General features: G+C 57.6%; 17 protein-coding genes. 9 read left to right on the plus strand and 8 right to left on the minus strand.

Going from position 1 to position 17,513, the window contains the following annotated elements:
* Positions 1 to 714 precede the first annotated feature (714 nt).
* The 6 genes from gpmA to modE all read right to left on the minus strand — a co-directional run bounded on the left by gpmA (position 715) and on the right by modE (position 7,415).
* Positions 715 to 1,467 carry a 2,3-diphosphoglycerate-dependent phosphoglycerate mutase gene (gene gpmA / locus L579_RS01060; RefSeq protein WP_013508332.1) on the minus strand — a complete coding sequence of 251 codons (753 nt, stop codon included), beginning with the start codon at positions 1,465 to 1,467 and terminating at the stop codon, positions 715 to 717.
* Between the two features lie 146 nt (positions 1,468 to 1,613).
* On the minus strand, positions 1,614 to 2,648 hold the full coding sequence (gene galM, locus L579_RS01065; RefSeq protein ID WP_021182439.1) for a galactose-1-epimerase: 1,035 nt from the start codon (positions 2,646 to 2,648) through the stop codon (positions 1,614 to 1,616).
* On the minus strand, positions 2,642 to 3,790 hold the full coding sequence (gene galK / locus L579_RS01070) for a galactokinase (RefSeq protein ID WP_021182440.1): 1,149 nt from the start codon (positions 3,788 to 3,790) through the stop codon (positions 2,642 to 2,644). The genes galM and galK overlap by 7 nt, the downstream gene beginning before the upstream one ends.
* Positions 3,791 to 4,834, minus strand: a complete 1,044-nt coding sequence (gene galT / locus L579_RS01075) for a galactose-1-phosphate uridylyltransferase (protein ID WP_021182441.1) — start codon at positions 4,832 to 4,834, stop codon at positions 3,791 to 3,793.
* 246 nt (positions 4,835 to 5,080) lie between these two features.
* Positions 5,081 to 6,556 (minus strand): molybdate ABC transporter ATP-binding protein ModF, encoded by a 1,476-nt coding sequence (gene modF / locus L579_RS01080; RefSeq protein ID WP_036624789.1) that lies wholly within the window; start codon positions 6,554 to 6,556, stop codon positions 5,081 to 5,083.
* Positions 6,557 to 6,632: 76 nt separating this feature from the next.
* Positions 6,633 to 7,415 (minus strand): molybdenum-dependent transcriptional regulator, encoded by a 783-nt coding sequence (gene modE / locus L579_RS01085; RefSeq protein WP_021182443.1) that lies wholly within the window; start codon positions 7,413 to 7,415, stop codon positions 6,633 to 6,635.
* A gap of 118 nt (positions 7,416 to 7,533) precedes the next feature.
* Between modE and L579_RS23125 the strand changes: the two genes are divergently transcribed.
* From L579_RS23125 to modC, 4 genes are all read left to right on the plus strand, one after another.
* Positions 7,534 to 7,689: an AcrZ family multidrug efflux pump-associated protein gene (locus L579_RS23125; protein WP_021182444.1), complete on the plus strand. Its 156-nt coding sequence runs from the start codon at positions 7,534 to 7,536 to the stop codon at positions 7,687 to 7,689.
* 128 nt (positions 7,690 to 7,817) lie between these two features.
* On the plus strand, positions 7,818 to 8,591 hold the full coding sequence (modA, locus tag L579_RS01095) for a molybdate ABC transporter substrate-binding protein (protein WP_021182445.1): 774 nt from the start codon (positions 7,818 to 7,820) through the stop codon (positions 8,589 to 8,591).
* The gene (modB, locus tag L579_RS01100; RefSeq protein ID WP_021182446.1) at positions 8,588 to 9,277 is read left to right on the plus strand and encodes a molybdate ABC transporter permease subunit; all 690 of its coding nucleotides are present in this window, start codon (positions 8,588 to 8,590) and stop codon (positions 9,275 to 9,277) included. Before modA ends, modB begins: the two co-directional genes overlap by 4 nt.
* Positions 9,277 to 10,335 (plus strand): molybdenum ABC transporter ATP-binding protein ModC, encoded by a 1,059-nt coding sequence (gene modC, locus L579_RS01105; protein WP_021182447.1) that lies wholly within the window; start codon positions 9,277 to 9,279, stop codon positions 10,333 to 10,335. The genes modB and modC overlap by 1 nt, the downstream gene beginning before the upstream one ends.
* A 40-nt stretch (positions 10,336 to 10,375) precedes the next feature.
* Here modC and L579_RS01110 read toward each other — a convergent pair whose 3' ends face one another.
* Positions 10,376 to 11,194, minus strand: coding sequence for a pyridoxal phosphatase (locus tag L579_RS01110; RefSeq protein WP_021182448.1), 819 nt, complete (start codon positions 11,192 to 11,194; stop codon positions 10,376 to 10,378).
* 144 nt (positions 11,195 to 11,338) lie between these two features.
* On the opposite strand from L579_RS01110, the gene pgl reads away from it, so the two are divergent.
* A complete protein-coding gene (gene pgl / locus L579_RS01115; RefSeq protein ID WP_021182449.1) occupies positions 11,339 to 12,337 on the plus strand; it encodes a 6-phosphogluconolactonase in 999 nt (332 codons plus the stop codon).
* Between the two features lie 128 nt (positions 12,338 to 12,465).
* Here the strand turns inward: pgl and bioA are convergent, their stop codons facing one another.
* Positions 12,466 to 13,758, minus strand: a complete 1,293-nt coding sequence (bioA, locus tag L579_RS01120) for an adenosylmethionine--8-amino-7-oxononanoate transaminase (protein ID WP_021182450.1) — start codon at positions 13,756 to 13,758, stop codon at positions 12,466 to 12,468.
* A gap of 86 nt (positions 13,759 to 13,844) precedes the next feature.
* Here bioA and bioB point away from each other — a divergent pair, with 86 nt between their 5' ends.
* The 4 genes from bioB to bioD are packed head-to-tail and all read left to right on the plus strand — an operon-like array spanning position 13,845 to position 17,431.
* The gene (gene bioB / locus L579_RS01125; protein WP_021182451.1) at positions 13,845 to 14,876 is read left to right on the plus strand and encodes a biotin synthase BioB; all 1,032 of its coding nucleotides are present in this window, start codon (positions 13,845 to 13,847) and stop codon (positions 14,874 to 14,876) included.
* Positions 14,876 to 16,030, plus strand: a complete 1,155-nt coding sequence (gene bioF / locus L579_RS01130) for an 8-amino-7-oxononanoate synthase (RefSeq protein ID WP_021182452.1) — start codon at positions 14,876 to 14,878, stop codon at positions 16,028 to 16,030. Before bioB ends, bioF begins: the two co-directional genes overlap by 1 nt.
* Positions 16,011 to 16,766, plus strand: a complete 756-nt coding sequence (bioC, locus tag L579_RS01135) for a malonyl-ACP O-methyltransferase BioC (protein WP_021182453.1) — start codon at positions 16,011 to 16,013, stop codon at positions 16,764 to 16,766. Before bioF ends, bioC begins: the two co-directional genes overlap by 20 nt.
* Entirely contained in the window at positions 16,763 to 17,431 is a 669-nt protein-coding gene (gene bioD, locus L579_RS01140) for a dethiobiotin synthase (RefSeq protein WP_021182454.1), read from the plus strand. Before bioC ends, bioD begins: the two co-directional genes overlap by 4 nt.
* Positions 17,432 to 17,513 lie beyond the last annotated feature (82 nt).

Below are 17,513 nucleotides of genomic sequence, written 5' to 3' on the forward strand. Positions count from 1 at the left end.
GCGATCGAGCAAAGGGGACCTGGCCGTCCCCTTTGCATTCCCCGGCCCTGCGCCAGCCTGCCTCGCCGTTTCGCGGTACCTTCACTCCCTCACGCTGCCGACGGACCGGCGTCGATTCGCTCCTGCTCAACGCCACCTTTCGCCGCATCCATGCGGCTCATCCAGGCAGCGTTCCCTCGTTCAGCGAGTACGGATGGCGCCCACCCATCGCTGCATGACTTGTGCTTCGCTGTAATATCATCATTGCTGTCTGCGCGATAAATCGCGCCGCTACGTTACGTGCGGTCATTTGTAGCGGCGCGATTTATCGCGCAATTAAGAGAGCACAAAACTCAAAGGCGGTGGGGTGGGTGGCATCCGCAGCGCCGAGTGCAGAGTGAAGGCCAGGCCGAGCCGCATGGATGCGGCGAGAGAGCGGAATGAGCCATGGATGGCGAATCCGCGCGTGCCGTGCGGCCTGAGTGATAAGCGAGGGCACAGCGCGTAGCGCTGTGCGAGGACGGCGCATGGCGCGGATTGCAAAGGTGCGCGCCATCGCACCTTTGCCCATCCGCCAGCACGGCAGTGCTGAAACTGCCCAAAGCCTGGCGGGCGGAACCCGCTCAGAGCCAAACCGCTGCTGTCAGCCGGAACCTTCTCGCTGTCAACGCGCTACTACCTACTACAAAAAAAAAGCCAGAGTTGCGTCTGGCCTTTTTACGTTTCAAGCGAAACTTACTTCGCTTTACCCTGGTTTGCCACGGCGGCTGCTTTCGCAGCGATCTCGTCGGCATCGCCCAGATAGTAACGTTTCAGCGGTTTGAAGTTCTCGTCGAACTCATACACCAGCGGCACGCCGGTTGGGATGTTCAGTTCGAGGATTTCGTCTTCGCTCAGGTTGTCGAGGTATTTCACCAGCGCACGCAGCGAGTTACCGTGTGCAGCAATGATCACTTTCTCACCGCTTTTGATGCGCGGCAGAATGCTGTCGTTCCAGTAAGGGATCACGCGTTCGATGGTCAGCGCCAGGCTTTCGGTGGTCGGCAGCTGGGCATCAGTCAGTGATGCATAACGCGGGTCGTGGCCCGGGAAACGCTCATCGCTGCGATCCAGTTCTGGCGGAGTAACCGCGAAGCCGCGACGCCACTGTTTCACCTGATCGTCGCCATATTTGGCAGCGGTTTCTGCTTTGTCCAGACCCTGCAACGCACCGTAGTGACGTTCGTTCAGACGCCAGCATTTTTCAACCGGCAGCCAGGCCTGGTCCAGCTCGTCCAGTACATTCCACAGGGTGTGGATGGCACGTTTCAGCACGGAGGTGTAGGCAAAATCGAATACGAAACCTTCTTTCTTCAGCAGCTGACCGGCTGCTTTGGCTTCGGTGCGACCCTTGTCGGACAGATCCACATCGTACCATCCGGTGAAGCGGTTTTCCTGATTCCACTGGCTTTCGCCGTGGCGCACCAGAACCAGCTTAGTTACGGCCATAGCTTAACTCCTTAATGCTTGATGTATTATAGAAACCGGCGGCGGCCACCTGATGAAGCGGCTCACTGATAGCGCCATACCATAGCGGAAAACATCGCACTGCGTAAGCCTGTCAGCGACGCAGTGCGCGTTTTTCATCCGGCGGGTCAGTGCGGGGTGAGGCGATAGCGCGTCACCGACTGCCAGCTGTCGCCGGGTTGCAACCAACAATCCGGTTGCGGCCACTCAGTATGGTTGGGCGAATCCGGTAAAAATTCACTCTCTAAGGCGATGCCCTGGAAAGCAGTATAGCTTCCCTGCTCGCGGGCGCGTGTTCCCTCCAGATAGTTGCCGGAGTAGAACTGAAGCGCCGGGGCAGCGGTAAATACGCTCAACTCCAGCTTACCGTCGGCCGACCACAGTCGGGCGGCGGGCTGGCTGCTGTCACCAGCGGTATTCAGCAGAAACGCATGGTCATAACCTTTTACCGCTTTCTGATCGTCATCGGCGAGGAAGTCATCGGCGACGGTTTTCGGCTGACGAAAATCGAAGCTGGTTCCCTCTACCGCTTTCAGCGGCGCATTGGGGATGCCTTCACTGTCGACCGGCAGATAACGGTCTGCCAGCAGTTGTAAGCGATGCTGGCGCGCATCGCCATGATGCGCGTCAAGGTTGAAGTAAGCATGGTTGGTGAGGTTGACCGGGCAGGGCTTATCGGTGCTCGCGACATAGCTGATCGACAGGCAATTGTCGTCATCAAGCTGATAACGCAGGTCAGCAATCAGATTGCCGGGGAATCCCTGATCGCCATCCGGCGAGTCGAGGCGATAATGCACCTCGGTTTCGCTCTGGCTGATGATCTGCCAGCGACGTTTATCAAATCCTTGCGGCCCGCCATGTAGCTGATGCGCGCCCTGATTGGCCACCAGTGCCAGATTCAGCGGCTTCAGCGTGGCGTTGGCGATGCGGTTGGCATAACGGCCAACCGTGGCACCGAGATACGCATCCTGGTGCAGATAGTCGGATGGCGTGGCGCAACCGAGCAGCGCTTCACGCACGCTGCCATCCCGCATTGGCACGCGCGCCGACAGCCAGGTCGCGCCCCAGTCCATAAACGTCACCACCATACCGTTGTGATTACGCAACACGGTAATGCGCCACGGTTGTCCATCAGGTGCATGTGATTGCACATCATTTACCATTGGCCAGCTCCTTCAGAGGCTTTACACACGTAGAAGGTTTCTTTGATACCGGTTTGGGCTTCATACTGCCCGGCCACTGCCGCTTTCACCTGATCCACCAAATCGGTTGGCATCAGGGCCACGATGCAGCCGCCAAAGCCGCCACCGGTCATTCGCACACCGCCGCGCGGTCCGATCTCAGCTTTGACGATCTCCACCAACTGGTCAATCGGCGGCACGGTGATTTCGAAATCATCACGCATTGAGGCGTGTGATTCGGCCATCAGGACACCCATTCGCGTCAGATCGCCCGCTGCCAGCGCATCGGCGGCTTCCAGCGTGCGCGCATTCTCGGTAATCACATGACGGACACGTTTTGCCACCAGTGGATCGAGCTGATCTTCAGCCGCTTCGAATTCCGCCAGGGTGACGTCGCGCAGCGCGGGTTTATTGAAGAAACGTGCACCAGTTTCACACTGCTCGCGACGGGTGTTGTATTCACTGCCCACCAGCGTCCGGCGGAAGTTGGAGTTGATGATCACCACTGCCACATCTGCCGGCATCGAAACGGCGCGGGTGCTGAGGCTACGACAATCCAGCAGCATGGCGTGATCCTGCTTACCCAGCGCCGAGATCAACTGATCCATGATGCCGCAGTTACAACCGACAAACTGGTTTTCCGCTTCCTGACCGTTCACGGCGATGGCTGCGCCGTCGAGCGGCAGTTGATACAACTGTTGGAACACGGTGCCCACCGCCACTTCCAGCGACGCCGAAGAACTCAGGCCCGCGCCCTGCGGCACGTTACCGCTGATCACCATATCCACGCCGCCAAAGCTGGCATCGCGTTTTTGCAGATGTTTCACCACGCCGCGCACATAATTGGCCCACATCGGTTCTTTTACCGGCTCAATCGGCGCATCCAGTGAGAAACTGTCTTGCTGGTTATCGTAATCCACCGCCACCACGCGCACCTGGCGGTCGTCGCGTTTGGCGCAGGCAATCACGGTTTGATAATCAATGGCGCAGGGCAACACGAAACCATCATTATAGTCGGTGTGTTCACCAATCAGGTTAACGCGGCCAGGTGCCTGAATGCTGTGGCTCGGCTGATAACCAAATGTCTCGACGAACGTCTGTTGTGTAATGGATTTTAATGACATTTATTGCGCCTCGCGGAAATGGACATCGCTAACAGAACGCAGGCGTTCAGCCGCCTGTTCTGCCGTTAAATCACGTTGGGTTTCGGCCAGCATCTCGTAGCCAACCATAAATTTGCGCACCGTTGCTGAGCGCAGCAGCGGCGGATAGAAATGCGCGTGCAGTTGCCAGTGATCGTTGGCTTCACCGTTAAAAGGCGCGCCGTGCCAGCCCATTGAGTAGGGGAAGGAGCACTGGAACAGGTTGTCGTAACGGCTGGTGAGCAGCTTGATCGCCAGCGCCAGATCTTTGCGTTGCGCCTCGGTCAGATCGGTGATGCGTTTCACCTGCGCTTTTGGCAGCAGCAGCGTTTCGAACGGCCACGCGGCCCACCAGGGCACCACCGCCAGCCAGTGGTCGGTTTCTACCACGGTACGGCTACCATCGTTCAGTTCACGCGCGGCGTAGTCCACCAGCATCGGTGTGCCTTTTTCGGCGTAATAGCGACGCTGGAGATGGTCTTCCCGCTGTGCCTCATTCGGCAAAAAGCTGTTTGCCCATACCTGACCGTGCGGATGGGGGTTAGAGCAGCCCATCGCCGCACCTTTGTTTTCAAACACCTGCACCCACGGATAGTGCTGACCGAGATCGGTGGTTTGTTCCTGCCAGGTACGTACGATCTCTTCCAGCGCGCTGAGCGGCAGTTCCGGCAGGGTTTTACTGTGATCCGGCGAGAAGCAGATCACCCGGCTGGTGCCGCGCGCGCTTTCGCAACGCATCAGAATATCGTCGCTTTGCGGCGCATCAGGCGTGTCGGTCATCAGCGCGGCAAAGTCATTGGTGAAGACGTAAGTGCTTTTATAATCGGGATTTTTATCACCGGTGATGCGGGTATTACCGGCGCAGAGGAAGCAGTCGGGATCGTGTGCCGGCAATGTTTCCAGCGCCGGCGTTTCCTGTGCGCCCTGCCACGGACGCTTGGCGCGATGTGGCGAAACCAATACCCACTGATCACTCAGCGGGTTATAACGGCGATGCGGATGATCGACCGGGTTAAATTTTTCCATGTTGGATCCTGGTAAACGACAAACAGATAAAAATGACTGCGTTCAAAGTAGCATAAAGGTCAGACTGAAAGCGTGATCCAGTCTGGATAAATGGTATCGTTTACACAAGGTGACGATTCTCATTTTGTGGGGTTATCAGGCGTGTTTGCCGAATATGTGGGCAATGAAATGGTAACGGTTACATTGATGGTGTGATGCGCGATAAATCACGCCGCTACCGTAGCGGCACGATTTATCGCGCGGGTTTTAACGCAGCTTTTCTTGCTGATACCCATAGCCACCGCCATCTTGCGCGACAAAGCTCAGGCGATGGGTGATGCACTGTGGCGCATCTTCGGCGTGGTGGGAAACAAACAGCAACTGGGTACGACCTTCGCCAATCAGCACATCGACAAAGCGTCGCACCAGTTGACGGTTGATGGGATCCAGACCCTGCAACGGTTCATCCAGAATCAGCAGCGCCGGATGTTTCACCAACGCCCGCGCAATCAGCACCAGCCGCTGCTGGCCCCAGGAGAGGCTATGGAAGGGCGCATCAGCCAGCGCGTTATCCATCCCCAGTAACGCCAGCCACTGACGCGCCAGCGATTTTTGCCGATCCGACACCGCCTGATACAGTCCGATGGAATCAAAGAAGCCGGAGAGGATCACGGTACGCACATTGACGCTGACACGGTAATCAAGGTGCAGGCTGCTGCTGACGTAACCAATATGTTGTTTGATGTCCCAGATGGTTTCTCCGCTGCCGCGACGAATGCCGAACAGGGTTAAATCGTTGCTGTAGCCTTGCGGATGGTCACCGGTCACCAGGCTGAGCAGGGTGGATTTGCCTGCGCCATTGGGGCCGATAATCTGCCAGTGCTCACCGGGATTTACCTGCCAGCTCAGGCCGTTGATAATCGGCTTGTCGTTATATGACACCACGCCGTTACGCAGAATCACCCGTGGCGCATCCTCCGCCAGCGGGGGAATTTGATCGGGAGCATCGGCTTCCGGCAGCGCCATACCGGACAGTTTTTCACTGTGCGCCAGTTGGGCAACCAGCGCTTCAGCCAGAATCGCCTGACGTTGGCCGACGTGGGTGAGGGTGCACTCCGCCAGTACGCCTACCTGATCGACAAAGTCGGGAATATCGTCAAAGCGGTTCAGCACCAGAACCACGGTGTAGCCATGCTGATGCAGATCGCTCAGGGTTTGCGCCAGGCTGGCACGGGACGCCACATCCAGACCATCAAAAGGTTCATCGAGGATCAGCAGGTCCGGTTGCGCCATCAGTGCCTGGCACAGCAGGGTTTTACGCGTTTCGCCGGTCGAGAGATATTTAAAACGACGATCCAACAGATAGCTGATGCCAAACTGCTGCGCCAGCGCCTGACAGCGCGCGTCGTCTTTGACTTCATCCTGAATGATCTGCGCAGCCGTGCGACCGGTATCATCCTCGCCTTCGCTGAGCATGTCGGTGTTGTTGCGTTCCCATTCTTCGGTCACCAGCTTTTGCAGCTGTTCGAGTGATAAGCGGGTCGGACGTTGAAAGCTATGCGTGACGCTGCCTTTGCCCGGCGGCAATTCACCGGACAACGCGCGGGCCAGTGAGGATTTGCCGCTACCGTTGGCACCGACAAACGCCCAGCTCTCACCGCTGTTAAGCGTTAAATCATTGAGGGACAGTACTCGGGTGTCGCTAAGACGAAACGTGCCTTGCGAAATTTGCAATGAAGCCATGATTTGTTCCATTTTATGCATCGTGTCACTCAGTTGTAGCGACCGCTGCCGGTGAAGTCAAATCATGGCCGGGATTTCAGAGCAGTGTGGCGATGATGGCGTGTTCCGCATTAAAACTGGCGGTGACGTTGTCGCCAGGTTGCAGATTCTGCTGCGTCACTGCGCTATTCGGCAGCGTGGCACACAGGGTTTCTCCACCAGGTAGCGCCATCAACACTTCGCTCACCTGTTCACCGGGTTCGATGGTGGTTATCTGCACCGGCAGCTGATTATCCCCGTGGCTGGCTGTGCGGCTGACTTGAATCCACGGTGCTTTGATCAGCACCAGCACCTCTTTGCCGCTTTCCAGTTGCAAACGTTCGGCACTGCGCTGGGTCAGCGCCACCTGCAAGCGGGTTACGCCATCGCTTAACAACACCTCAAGATGCTGCACTACCTGCTGATTATCACGCGCCAGTACCGTGCCGTACAGTTGGTTGCGTGCGCTAGTTTGCAGCGAGAAACGCGCAATCGCCGCCAGCAGGCTATCGAGCGGCAGGGTGTCGTTTTGCAGCACATCAAAGGCTTTCTGCTGGATCTGCTCCATCAACTGGAACAGCTGGATCAGGCGTTCACCGTAACGTGTCAGTTGCGCACCGCCACCTCCTTTGCCGCCGGTGGCGCGTTCCACCAGGGTTTGATCTGCCATCCCGTTCATGTCGTTGATGGCATCCCAGGCGCTTTTGTAACTGATACCCGCCAGTTTTGCTCCCTGGCTGATGGAGCCGGTCTCCTTAATCCGCTTCAGAAGTTCGATGCGGCGCGGATCGGCAAACAACTTCTGCTGTAGGCGAATATGGAGAGAGAGTTCAGCTTGCATGTCAGCTCCTTAAGTTAGTGGCACCAATTGTATGCGCTAAAGTAAAAGCACGAAAAGGGCATGGCAGTTTATTCTCAAGCCGTTACAATCACTTTTTTATCATTTTCGTGAGGTTTCCATGCTGGAACTGCTAAAAAGCCTGGCCGTGGCCATCATTATGGTGCCAATTGTTATGGCTATCATGCTGGGTTTAATTTACGGCTTGGGTGAAGTCTTCAACGTCATCTCGAAATTTGGCCGCCGCGACGATCGCCCCGCCAACAACTCACATTGATTTTTCAACGCCCGCATCTTGCGGGCGTTTTGCTCTTAACTTCCGCCAAATCCTGCCGATATAAACTTCATGACAGCATCGAAGCCAGCGTTGTAGTATTCAGTATATAACGTAACAAGGAGCTAAAAATGCTATCAAAACATTACCGCTGGGGTGCCACTGCCGTTCTGACTTTTTCACTGGCCGGACAGGCACTGGCTGCTGAGAAAATTACCGTGTTTGCAGCGGCCTCACTGACCAACGCGTTGCAGGATATCGCCACGCAGTATCAGAAAAAAACCGGTGTCGAAGTGGTGTCGTCCTTTGCGTCGTCGTCGGTACTGGCGCGCCAGATTGAGCAGGGTGCACCGGCAGATCTGTTTATCTCTGCTGACCAGCAGTGGATGGACGATGCGGTGGCGAAAAAAAGCGTCATCGATAACACGCGTTTAACTCTGTTGGGTAACGATTTGGTGTTGGTGGCACCGCGCAGCGACAGCGCTAAAACCGTGACCATCAATGCGCAAACCGACTGGAAAAGCCTGCTGAAGGGCCAGCGTCTGGCGGTGGGCGACCCGGATCATGTTCCTGCCGGGATCTACGCAAAAGAAGCGTTACAGAAACTGGGCGCGTGGGATACGTTAGTGCCGGTACTGGCCCCGGCCAACAACGTGCGTGCTGCGCTGGCGCTGGTGGAACGTAATGAAGCGCCTTACGGCATTGTTTACGGTTCCGATGCGGTAGCCAGCCAAAAAGTGCAGGTAGTGGGGCGTTTCCCGGAAGATAGCCATAAGCCGGTCGAATATCCGATGGCGATCGTCAAAGAACATCAGCGTGCGCCGGTAGAAGCCTTCTTCAAGTATTTGCAGGGGCCGGAAGCCGCCGCAGTGTTTAAACAGTATGGATTTACGCCGAAGAAATGATATTGAGTGATCCCGAATGGCAGGCGGTGTTTCTCAGCCTGAAAGTCTCCACTGTGGCGGTGTTGTGTAGCCTGCCGTTGGGCATCCTGATGGCCTGGATTCTGGCGCGTTGCCAGTTTCCGGGCAAAACCCTGCTCGATAGTGTTATCCATCTACCGCTGGTGCTACCGCCGGTGGTGGTCGGTTATTTGCTGCTGATTGCCCTCGGGCGGCGTGGCTTTATCGGTGCCTGGTTATATGACTGGTTTGGTTTCAGCTTTGCTTTTAGCTGGCGTGGCGCGGTGGTGGCGGCGGCGGTGATCGCTTTCCCGTTAATGGTGCGAGCCATTCGCCTGGCGCTGGAAGCGGTAGATACCAAACTGGAACAGGCGGCACGCACCCTCGGCGCAGGACGCTGGCGCGTGTTCTTTACCATTACCTTACCCCTGACCTTTCCCGGCATCATTGTCGGTACGGTGCTGGCTTTTGCCCGTTCGCTGGGTGAGTTTGGTGCCACCATCACCTTCGTGTCGAATATACCTGGTGAAACCCGCACCATTCCGTCAGCGATGTTTACCCTGATTGAAACACCGGGGGCGGAAAATGCCGCCGCGCGCCTGTGTGCGGTGGCGATTGTGCTGGCGTTGCTGTCGCTGGTGGCGTCGGAACTGCTGGCCCGCTGGGGCCGTAAGCGGCTGGGGGTTTAATGCTGACACTGAACTTTTCCCAGCAGTTGGGCACCCACCAGCTGGATGTGGACGTGGAGATCCCCGGCAAAGGGATCACCGCGATTTTTGGCGTTTCTGGCGCGGGCAAAACCTCGTTGATCAACGCGATTGGCGGGTTAACTCAGCCGCAGCAGGGGCAGATTAAACTGGATGAACGGCTGTTGTTTGATGCCGCCACCGGACTGAATTTACCGCCAGAGAAACGCCGTATCGGTTATGTGTTTCAGGATGCTCGCTTGTTCCCGCATTACAGCGTGCGCGGCAATCTGCAATACGGTATGGCGGCTACCATGAAACCGCAATTCGACAGCCTGGTGGCGTTATTGGGCCTCGACGCCTTGCTGCGTCGCGCGCCATCTTCTTTATCTGGCGGCGAGAAACAGCGGGTGGCGATTGGCCGCGCGCTGCTCACGGCACCGGATATTCTGTTGATGGATGAGCCGTTGGCCTCGCTGGATTTACCGCGCAAACGTGAACTGATGCCTTACCTGCAAAAGCTGGCGAAACAGGTGGATATTCCGCTGTTGTACGTGTCGCACAGCCTCGACGAGATCCTGCAACTGGCGGATAACGTGCTGGTACTGGATAGCGGTAAAGTCAAAGCCTTTGGTTCGCTGGAGAAGGTGTGGAGCAGTGCGGCGATGCGCCCGTGGCTACCGGCCAGCGATCGCACCAGCGTACTTCGCGTCCAGGTGCTGGAGCAGCATCCTGATTACCCGATGACCGCGCTGTCACTCGGCGATCAACATATCTGGGTCAGCCGGGTCAATCAGCCGCTGAAAACCGCGTTACGCATTCGTATCGCCTCAGCCGATGTGTCGCTGGCATTGCAACCGCCGCAAAACACCTCGATTCGTAACATCCTGCCCGCGCAGGTGGTTGAATTGCTGGAGATTGACGATCAGGTAGAGGTTAAGCTGCGCATTGGCATCAGCGAACTGTGGGCGCGTATTTCGCCCTGGGCACGGGATGAGCTGGGCATTCGGCCAGATCAGTGGCTGTATGCCCAGATTAAAAGCGTGTCGATTACCCCATGATGTCGGGAAATCCGTAGCGGCGCGATTTATCGCGCGGATTTTACAGAATTTCCTGGTAAATCACTTCGGCAATGCCCGGCTCCAGATTGGTGCCAATCACTTTGCCGGCGCGTGCTTTGATGGAGTCGTCGGCATTGCCCATCGCCACGCCCAGACCGACTTCTTCCAGCATACTGAGGTCGTTGTAGTTATCACCAAACGCCAGCACGTCTTTCATGCTTAATCCCTGGCTCTCCACCCACTGCGCAAGGCGTTTGCCTTTGCTGTTGCCGCGCTGGGCGATATCCACCTGATCGTGCCATGACCATTCACACGCCAGCCCCAGTTCGGCTTCGGTGCGTTCGGCAAACTGTTGCAGCGCGTGGGTATCGGCATGGGACAGGGCGAACTTCCAGATCGACTGTGCATCGTGCGCAGCCTGAACCAGGCTCGGCACATGGAGGAAGGTCGGACGTTGTGCCGCAGGCAGCGATTCCGCCCAGGTAAGGGTACGTGTCACATGGCCGGTCGGCTCCTGGTAAAGCATCGCGTCATCGACATACAGCAGGCCGTGAATCTGCTGTTCATCCAGCATCTCGATCACCCGCACCGCCTGAGATTTTTCCAGCGGATCGGAGGCCAGCACCTTTTTCGCCTGATAATCATACAAATAAGTGCCGTTACAGCAGATAGCGGGTGTATCCAGTTGCAGTGCCTGATAAAAAGGATGGATGGCACAATGGTGGCGACCGGTAACAATCAGCACTTTGACGCCTGCCTGCTGCGCGCGGGCCAGGGCTTCAAGGGATTCAGGCAGAATGGTTTTACGCGGGGTCAACAGGGTGCCGTCAAGATCAAGGGCGATTACGCGGTAGCTCATTACTCTTTCCGTCTGGGTTACAAAGCAATCAGTCTACACCGGGTAACGCCTTTGAGACAAAAAGCAGGGCACAAATGATTCCTGCGCGGCAAAATGAAACGCGCTAGAGTGATACCCTTTCAGCAAGCCGAACAAGGAGAACGCATGAAACAAGTCGTGTATACCGCCAGCCCCGAGAGCCAGCAGATCCACGCCTGGCAGTTACAGGAAGATGGCGCGCTGACGTTATTACAGGTGACGGATGTAGCTGGTCAGGTGCAGCCGATGGTGGTCAGCCCGAAGAAAGATTTCCTCTATGTTGGCGTGCGTCCGAATTTTCGCGTGCTGGCATACCGTATTGCCGCGGATGGCACCCTGAGCGAAGCCGGAGAGGCACCGCTGCCGGGCAGCCCGACGCACATTTCTACCGATCGCCAGGGTAACTTCCTGTTCTGCGGTTCTTACAATGATGCCTGTGTCAGCATCAGCCCAATTGGTAGCGATGGTCTGCCGCAGGCTCCGAGCCAGGTGATCGGCGGGCTGGAAGGTTGTCACTCCGCCAATATTGATGTGAAAAATCAGACGCTGTTTGTGCCGGCGCTAAAGCAGGATCGTATTTGTTTGTTCCAGTTAGGCAACGATGGCAGCCTGACACCCGCCGCGCAAGCCCAGGTCACCACGGTTGAAGGCGCTGGCCCGCGTCATATGGCGTTTCACCCGAATGGAAACTATAGCTATTGCGTCAACGAACTGGACAGCAGCGTAGATGTCTGGGCGTTAAGCAATGCACACGGCGAAGTGGAGCGTGTGCAGAGCCTGAATATGATGCCTGCGGATTTCAGCGGCACCCGCTGGGCAGCGGATATCCATCTGACACCGGATGGCCGTTTCCTGTATGCCTGCGATCGCACCAGCAGCACCATTACCGTGTTCAGCGTCAGCGAAGATGGCGGCTTGTTGAACATCGAGGGCTTCCAGCCGACAGAGACGCAACCGCGTGGTTTTAATATCGACAACAGCGGGAAATATCTGGTGGCAGCCGGGCAGAAATCGCACCATATCGAGGTCTATAAAATCAGCGACGATCGCGGTCTGCTGACGCCGCTGGCGCGTTATGCCGTCGGACAAGGCCCAATGTGGGTGGTGATTCACTCACTGGGTTAAGTCATTACGCGATAAATCGTTAAAACCTTGCGCGATAAATCGCGCCGTTACGGGGGGAATGGTAGCGGCGTGATAAATCGCGGCATTACGGGGGGGAATGGTAGCGGCGCGATTTATCGCGCTATTTGTCACCTCTGAAAATGGCGCGAAAAATCCAGCGCATCGCGTACGGCGTCGGTCAACTTCGTCAGCTCCGCCGCCGTAATCACATAAGGTGGCATCAGGTAAATCAACCGCCCAAACGGACGGATCCACACCCCGCGCTCGACAAAGAACTGTTGCAGTGCCGCCATATCCACTGCCCGACGAGTCTCAATCACGCCAATCGCCCCCAGAACGCGTGCATCCGCCACGGCCGGATGGTCAGCTAACGGCAGCAATGCCGCGCGTAGCTGCTGCTCAATCTGTGCCACCTGCGCCGGCCAGTGACCTTCGTTCACCATCTTCAGGCTTTCTACCGCGACCGCGCACGCCAGCGGATTACCCATAAAGGTTGGGCCATGCATAAAGCAGCCGGCGGCGCTGTTGCTGATGGTATCGGCCACTGTGCGGGTGGTAAGGGTGGCGGAGAGCGTCATGGTGCCGCCCGTCAGGGCTTTGCCCAGACACAAAATATCCGGCACGATCCCGGCATGTTCGCAGGCGAACAACTTGCCGCTGCGGCCAAAGCCGGTGGCGATCTCGTCGGCAATTAGCAGCAAACCGTAGCGATCGCACAGCTCACGCACCCGTTGCAGATAACGCGGATGATAAAAACGCATCCCCCCTGCGCCCTGCACAATGGGCTCCAGGATTACTGCGGCAATCTGCCGGTGATGTTGCTCCGCCAGACGGGCAAAATCGGCGAAATCAGCCTCATCCCACGCATCATCAAACCCTCGCTCCGGTGCAGCCGCGAACAGGTGTTCCGGCAGATAGCCGCGCCACAAGCTGTGCATCGAGTTTTGCGGATCGCACACCGACATCGCGGCGAACGTGTCGCCGTGATAACCGCGTTTCAGGGTGAGAAATTTTTGCCGGGTTTCACCCCGTCCCAACCAGTATTGCAGCGCCATTTTCATCGCCACTTCGACGGCGATCGACCCCGAATCGGCGAGGAACACACATTCCAGGGGGGCTGGCGTCATCGCCACCAACTGACGGCACAGCGCCACCGCTGCCGGGTGGGTGATGCCACCAAACATCACATGCGACATCTGCGCCAGTTGGTCCTGCAAAGCCTGATTAAGACGTGGATGGTTATAACCGTGGATCGCCGCCCACCATGACGACATGCCATCCACTAATTCACGTCCATCCGCCAGTTGTAACTGGCAGCCATGCGCCGCGACGACCGGGTAGCAGGGCAGGGGATCACGCATTGAGGTGTAGGGATGCCAGATATGCTGGCGGTCGAAATTGAGATCGTCCTGAGTGAACATGGGTATTGTAAACCAAAAATAAAAAATATAGTTTACAAGTATAACCACGTTAATCGTCAGGATGAACCCTTTTCTGGAGTGAAGCAATGGCACATCGCTGGACACTGGCACAAGCCCAGGCACTATTCGATAAACCTTTCCTTGAGCTAATGTTTGAGGCGCAGCAGGTACATCGCCAACATTTTGACCCGCGTCAGGTGCAGGTCAGTACCCTGCTGTCGATCAAAACCGGCGCCTGCCCGGAAGATTGTAAATATTGCCCGCAGAGCGCGCGCTACAAAACCGGGCTGGAATCGGAACGTCTGATGGAGGTGGAAGCGGTGCTGGAATCGGCGCGCAAAGCCAAAGCTGCCGGTTCGAGCCGTTTCTGTATGGGGGCGGCGTGGAAAAACCCGCACGATCGTGACATGCCTTACCTGGAGCAGATGGTGCAGGGCGTGAAAGCGATGGGGATGGAAACCTGTATGACCCTCGGCACCCTCAACGACACCCAGGCGCAGCGCTTGGCGCATGCCGGTCTGGATTTTTACAACCATAACCTCGATACCTCGCCGGAATTCTACGGCAACATCATCACCACGCGCAGCTACCAGGAACGCCTCGATACCCTCGACAAAGTGCGTGGTGCGGGCATTAAGGTGTGTTCGGGCGGTATCGTTGGCCTGGGCGAAACGGTAAAAGATCGTGCCGGTCTGCTGGTGCAACTGGCGAACCTGCCGACTCCGCCGGAAAGCGTGCCGATCAACATGCTGGTGAAAGTTAAAGGCACGCCGCTGGCGGATAACGACGATGTCGAGCCGTTCGATTTTATCCGAACCATCGCGGTGGCCCGCATCATGATGCCGTCTTCTCATGTCCGCCTTTCTGCCGGTCGTGAGCAGATGAGCGAACAGACCCAGGCGATGTGTTTTATGGCCGGGGCAAACTCGATTTTCTACGGCTGCAAGCTGCTGACCACGCCGAACCCGGAAGAAGACAAGGATTTGATTCTGTTCCGTAAACTGGGACTCAACCCGGAGCATACCGCCACCACCGCCGGTGATAACGAACAGCAATATCAGTTGAGTGAACAGCTGTTGCATGCCGATACCGCGCAGTTTTACAACGCGGCGGTGTAATGAGCTGGTCGCAACGCATCGAACAGGCGCTGGCGGCGCGGCGTGCCGCCGACGGCTGGCGTCAGCGTATCCGCGTGGAACACAACAACGTGCGCGAGCTGACCGTCGCCGGGCAACGCTATCGCCACTTTTCCAGCAACGATTATCTTGGCCTGAGTCAGCATCCGGCAGTGATTGCCGCCTGGCAACAGGGGGCCGCTGAGGCCGGGGCTGGCGCGGGTGCATCGGGACATGTGACCGGTTTCAGCCGTTATCATGCGCAACTGGAAGAACAACTGGCCGACTGGCTGGGTTATCGCCGTGCGCTGCTGTTTATCTCGGGTTTCGCCGCCAATCAGGCGGTGATCCATCTGCTGGCGGAAAAGCCGGATCGGATTGTGGCCGACAAGCTGGCGCACGCCTCGTTACTGGATGCTGCCAGCCACAGCCCGGCCACGCTGCGCCGTTTTGCCCACAATCAGCCCGCCAGCCTGGCAAAGCTGTTGGCAACGCCGGTGGAGGGGAACACCCTGGTGGTCACCGAAGGCGTCTTCAGCATGGATGGCGACAGCGCACCGCTGGCGCAGCTGGCTGCTGAAACGCAACGCGCCAACGGCTGGCTGCTGGTCGATGATGCGCATGGCATTGGTGTGACCGGTGAGCAAGGTCGTGGTAGCTGCTGGCAGCAGCAGGTGAAGCCAGAATTACTGATCGTCACCTTCGGCAAAGGCTTTGGCGTCAGCGGTGCCGCTTTGTTGTGCGATGACGCGACCGCCGATTATGTGGAACAGTTTGCCCGCCATTTGATCTACTCGACCGCCATGCCGCCCGCGCAGTGCTGCGCGCTGCTGGCGGCGTTACAGCAAATTCAGCAGGGCGATGAATTGCGTGCGCAGTTGCACGCCAATATCGCGCGTTTTCGCGCTGGAGCGGCAGATCTCCCCTGGCAGTTGATGCCATCGGCCAGTGCCATCCAGCCGTTGGTGGTCGGTGAGAACAGCGCTGCGCTGGCGTTATCACAGCGGTTGAAGGCGGCGGGCTGCTGGGTCAGCGCCATTCGTCCCCCGACGGTGCCACCGGGCACAGCACGCCTTCGCATCACCCTGACCGCCGCACATGGTTTTGACGATATCGATCGTTTGCTGGAGGCGCTGTATGACGCTGCACATCAATAAACAGGCGATTGCTCAGGCGTTTGGTCGGGCGGCGCAACATTATGAGCAGCATGCCGAGTTGCAACGCCAGAGTGGTGATGCCCTGCTGGCGCTGGCACCGGCCGGATTTGGCCCGCACCTGCTGGATGCCGGATGTGGTACCGGTTGGTACAGCCGTTACTGGCGCGACCGTGGACGTACCCTGACTGCGCTTGACCTGTCACCAACCATGCTGAATAGCGCGGCCCGGCAACACTCGGCACATCATTATGTGCAGGGCGATATTGATGCTCTGCCGCTGCCGGATGCCTGCGTTGATGGCGTGTGGAGCAACCTCGCGGTGCAATGGAGTAGCGATCTGCGCACTGCTTTGCAGCAATTTCTGCGCGTGACTCGCCCCGGCGGCAGCGTGCTGTTTTCCACTTTGCTGGCCGGTTCGCTCAATGAGGTTCATCAGGCGTGGGCGCAGTTGGATGGACGTCAACACGCCAACCGTTTTCTCAGCGCGGCGCAAATCGCCGCCGCGACCGATGGCATGGCGCTGCACAGCACGCTGCAAACCATCACCTTACATTTTCCCAGCGCGCTCAACGCGATGCGTTCGCTGAAAGGGATTGGCGCAACCCATCTGCACGATGGACGCCAGGGCGGATTACTGACGCGGAGTCAGTTGGCCCGGCTGGAGCAGTGCTGGCCACAGGACGAGGCGGGTTATCGCCTGAGTTATCATCTGATGTATGGAGTCTTAACGGCATGAAACGCTGGTTTATTACAGGTACCGACACCGAAGTCGGCAAGACGGTAGCCAGTGGCGCGTTGCTACAGGCGGCAGGAGCTGCCGGATGGGTCACCGCAGGTTACAAGCCGGTGGCCTCGGGTTGTGAGCAAACTGCCGAAGGCATCCGCAACAGCGATGCGCTGGCGCTGCAACGCTACAGCTCGCTGGCGTTGCGTTATGAGCAGGTCAATCCGCTGGCTTTTCTTGAACCCACGTCACCGCATATCGTCAGTGCCGAAGAGGGCAGGCCAATCGATTTTGCCGGACTGTCTGCCGGGCTACGGGAGCTGGAGCAACAGGCAGAATGGGTATTGGTGGAAGGCGCGGGCGGATGGTTTACCCCGTTGTCGGCAACGCAAACCTATGCTGATTGGGTGGTGGCTGAGCAGTTGCCGGTGATCCTGGTGGTGGGTATCAAACTGGGTTGTATCAACCATGCGATGCTGACTGCCGCCGCCGTGCATGCCAGTGGCCTGCGCCTTGCAGGCTGGATCGCCAATACCATTCAGCCGCCGGGTAAGCGGCATCAGGAATATCTGGCAACCTTGCGTCAGCGTCTTGATGCGCCGTGTCTGGGCGAAATCCCGTATCTTACGGATGACGCGCAGCAGGATGACTGTGGCCGTTATCTGACATTGCCCTGAAGCGTAGCGGCGCGATTTATCGCGCAATTCCGAGCGTGGCTGGAAAAAACTGCGCGATAAATCGCGCCGCTACGGGCAGCTC

Origin of the sequence: Pantoea sp. AS-PWVM4 (assembly GCF_000468095.1) — a bacterium.
Classification (GTDB): domain Bacteria; phylum Pseudomonadota; class Gammaproteobacteria; order Enterobacterales; family Enterobacteriaceae; genus Pantoea; species Pantoea phytobeneficialis.

What these genes read in the sequence shown, in the direction of transcription:
- modB (WP_021182446.1), top strand. Translation starts at nt 8,588, where the DNA reads ATGATATTGAGTGATCCCGAATGGCAGGCGGTGTTTCTCAGCCTGAAA.
- modE (WP_021182443.1), bottom strand. Translation starts at nt 7,415, where the DNA reads ATGCAAGCTGAACTCTCTCTCCATATTCGCCTACAGCAGAAGTTGTTT.
- modA (WP_021182445.1), top strand. Translation starts at nt 7,818, where the DNA reads ATGCTATCAAAACATTACCGCTGGGGTGCCACTGCCGTTCTGACTTTT.
- modC (WP_021182447.1), top strand. Translation starts at nt 9,277, where the DNA reads ATGCTGACACTGAACTTTTCCCAGCAGTTGGGCACCCACCAGCTGGAT.
- pgl (WP_021182449.1), top strand. Translation starts at nt 11,339, where the DNA reads ATGAAACAAGTCGTGTATACCGCCAGCCCCGAGAGCCAGCAGATCCAC.
- L579_RS23125 (WP_021182444.1), top strand. Translation starts at nt 7,534, where the DNA reads ATGCTGGAACTGCTAAAAAGCCTGGCCGTGGCCATCATTATGGTGCCA.
- bioD (WP_021182454.1), top strand. Translation starts at nt 16,763, where the DNA reads ATGAAACGCTGGTTTATTACAGGTACCGACACCGAAGTCGGCAAGACG.
- bioC (WP_021182453.1), top strand. Translation starts at nt 16,011, where the DNA reads ATGACGCTGCACATCAATAAACAGGCGATTGCTCAGGCGTTTGGTCGG.
- galK (WP_021182440.1), bottom strand. Translation starts at nt 3,790, where the DNA reads ATGTCATTAAAATCCATTACACAACAGACGTTCGTCGAGACATTTGGT.
- L579_RS01110 (WP_021182448.1), bottom strand. Translation starts at nt 11,194, where the DNA reads ATGAGCTACCGCGTAATCGCCCTTGATCTTGACGGCACCCTGTTGACC.
- galM (WP_021182439.1), bottom strand. Translation starts at nt 2,648, where the DNA reads ATGGTAAATGATGTGCAATCACATGCACCTGATGGACAACCGTGGCGC.
- bioF (WP_021182452.1), top strand. Translation starts at nt 14,876, where the DNA reads ATGAGCTGGTCGCAACGCATCGAACAGGCGCTGGCGGCGCGGCGTGCC.
- bioB (WP_021182451.1), top strand. Translation starts at nt 13,845, where the DNA reads ATGGCACATCGCTGGACACTGGCACAAGCCCAGGCACTATTCGATAAA.
- modF (WP_036624789.1), bottom strand. Translation starts at nt 6,556, where the DNA reads ATGGCTTCATTGCAAATTTCGCAAGGCACGTTTCGTCTTAGCGACACC.
- bioA (WP_021182450.1), bottom strand. Translation starts at nt 13,758, where the DNA reads ATGTTCACTCAGGACGATCTCAATTTCGACCGCCAGCATATCTGGCAT.
- galT (WP_021182441.1), bottom strand. Translation starts at nt 4,834, where the DNA reads ATGGAAAAATTTAACCCGGTCGATCATCCGCATCGCCGTTATAACCCG.
- gpmA (WP_013508332.1), bottom strand. Translation starts at nt 1,467, where the DNA reads ATGGCCGTAACTAAGCTGGTTCTGGTGCGCCACGGCGAAAGCCAGTGG.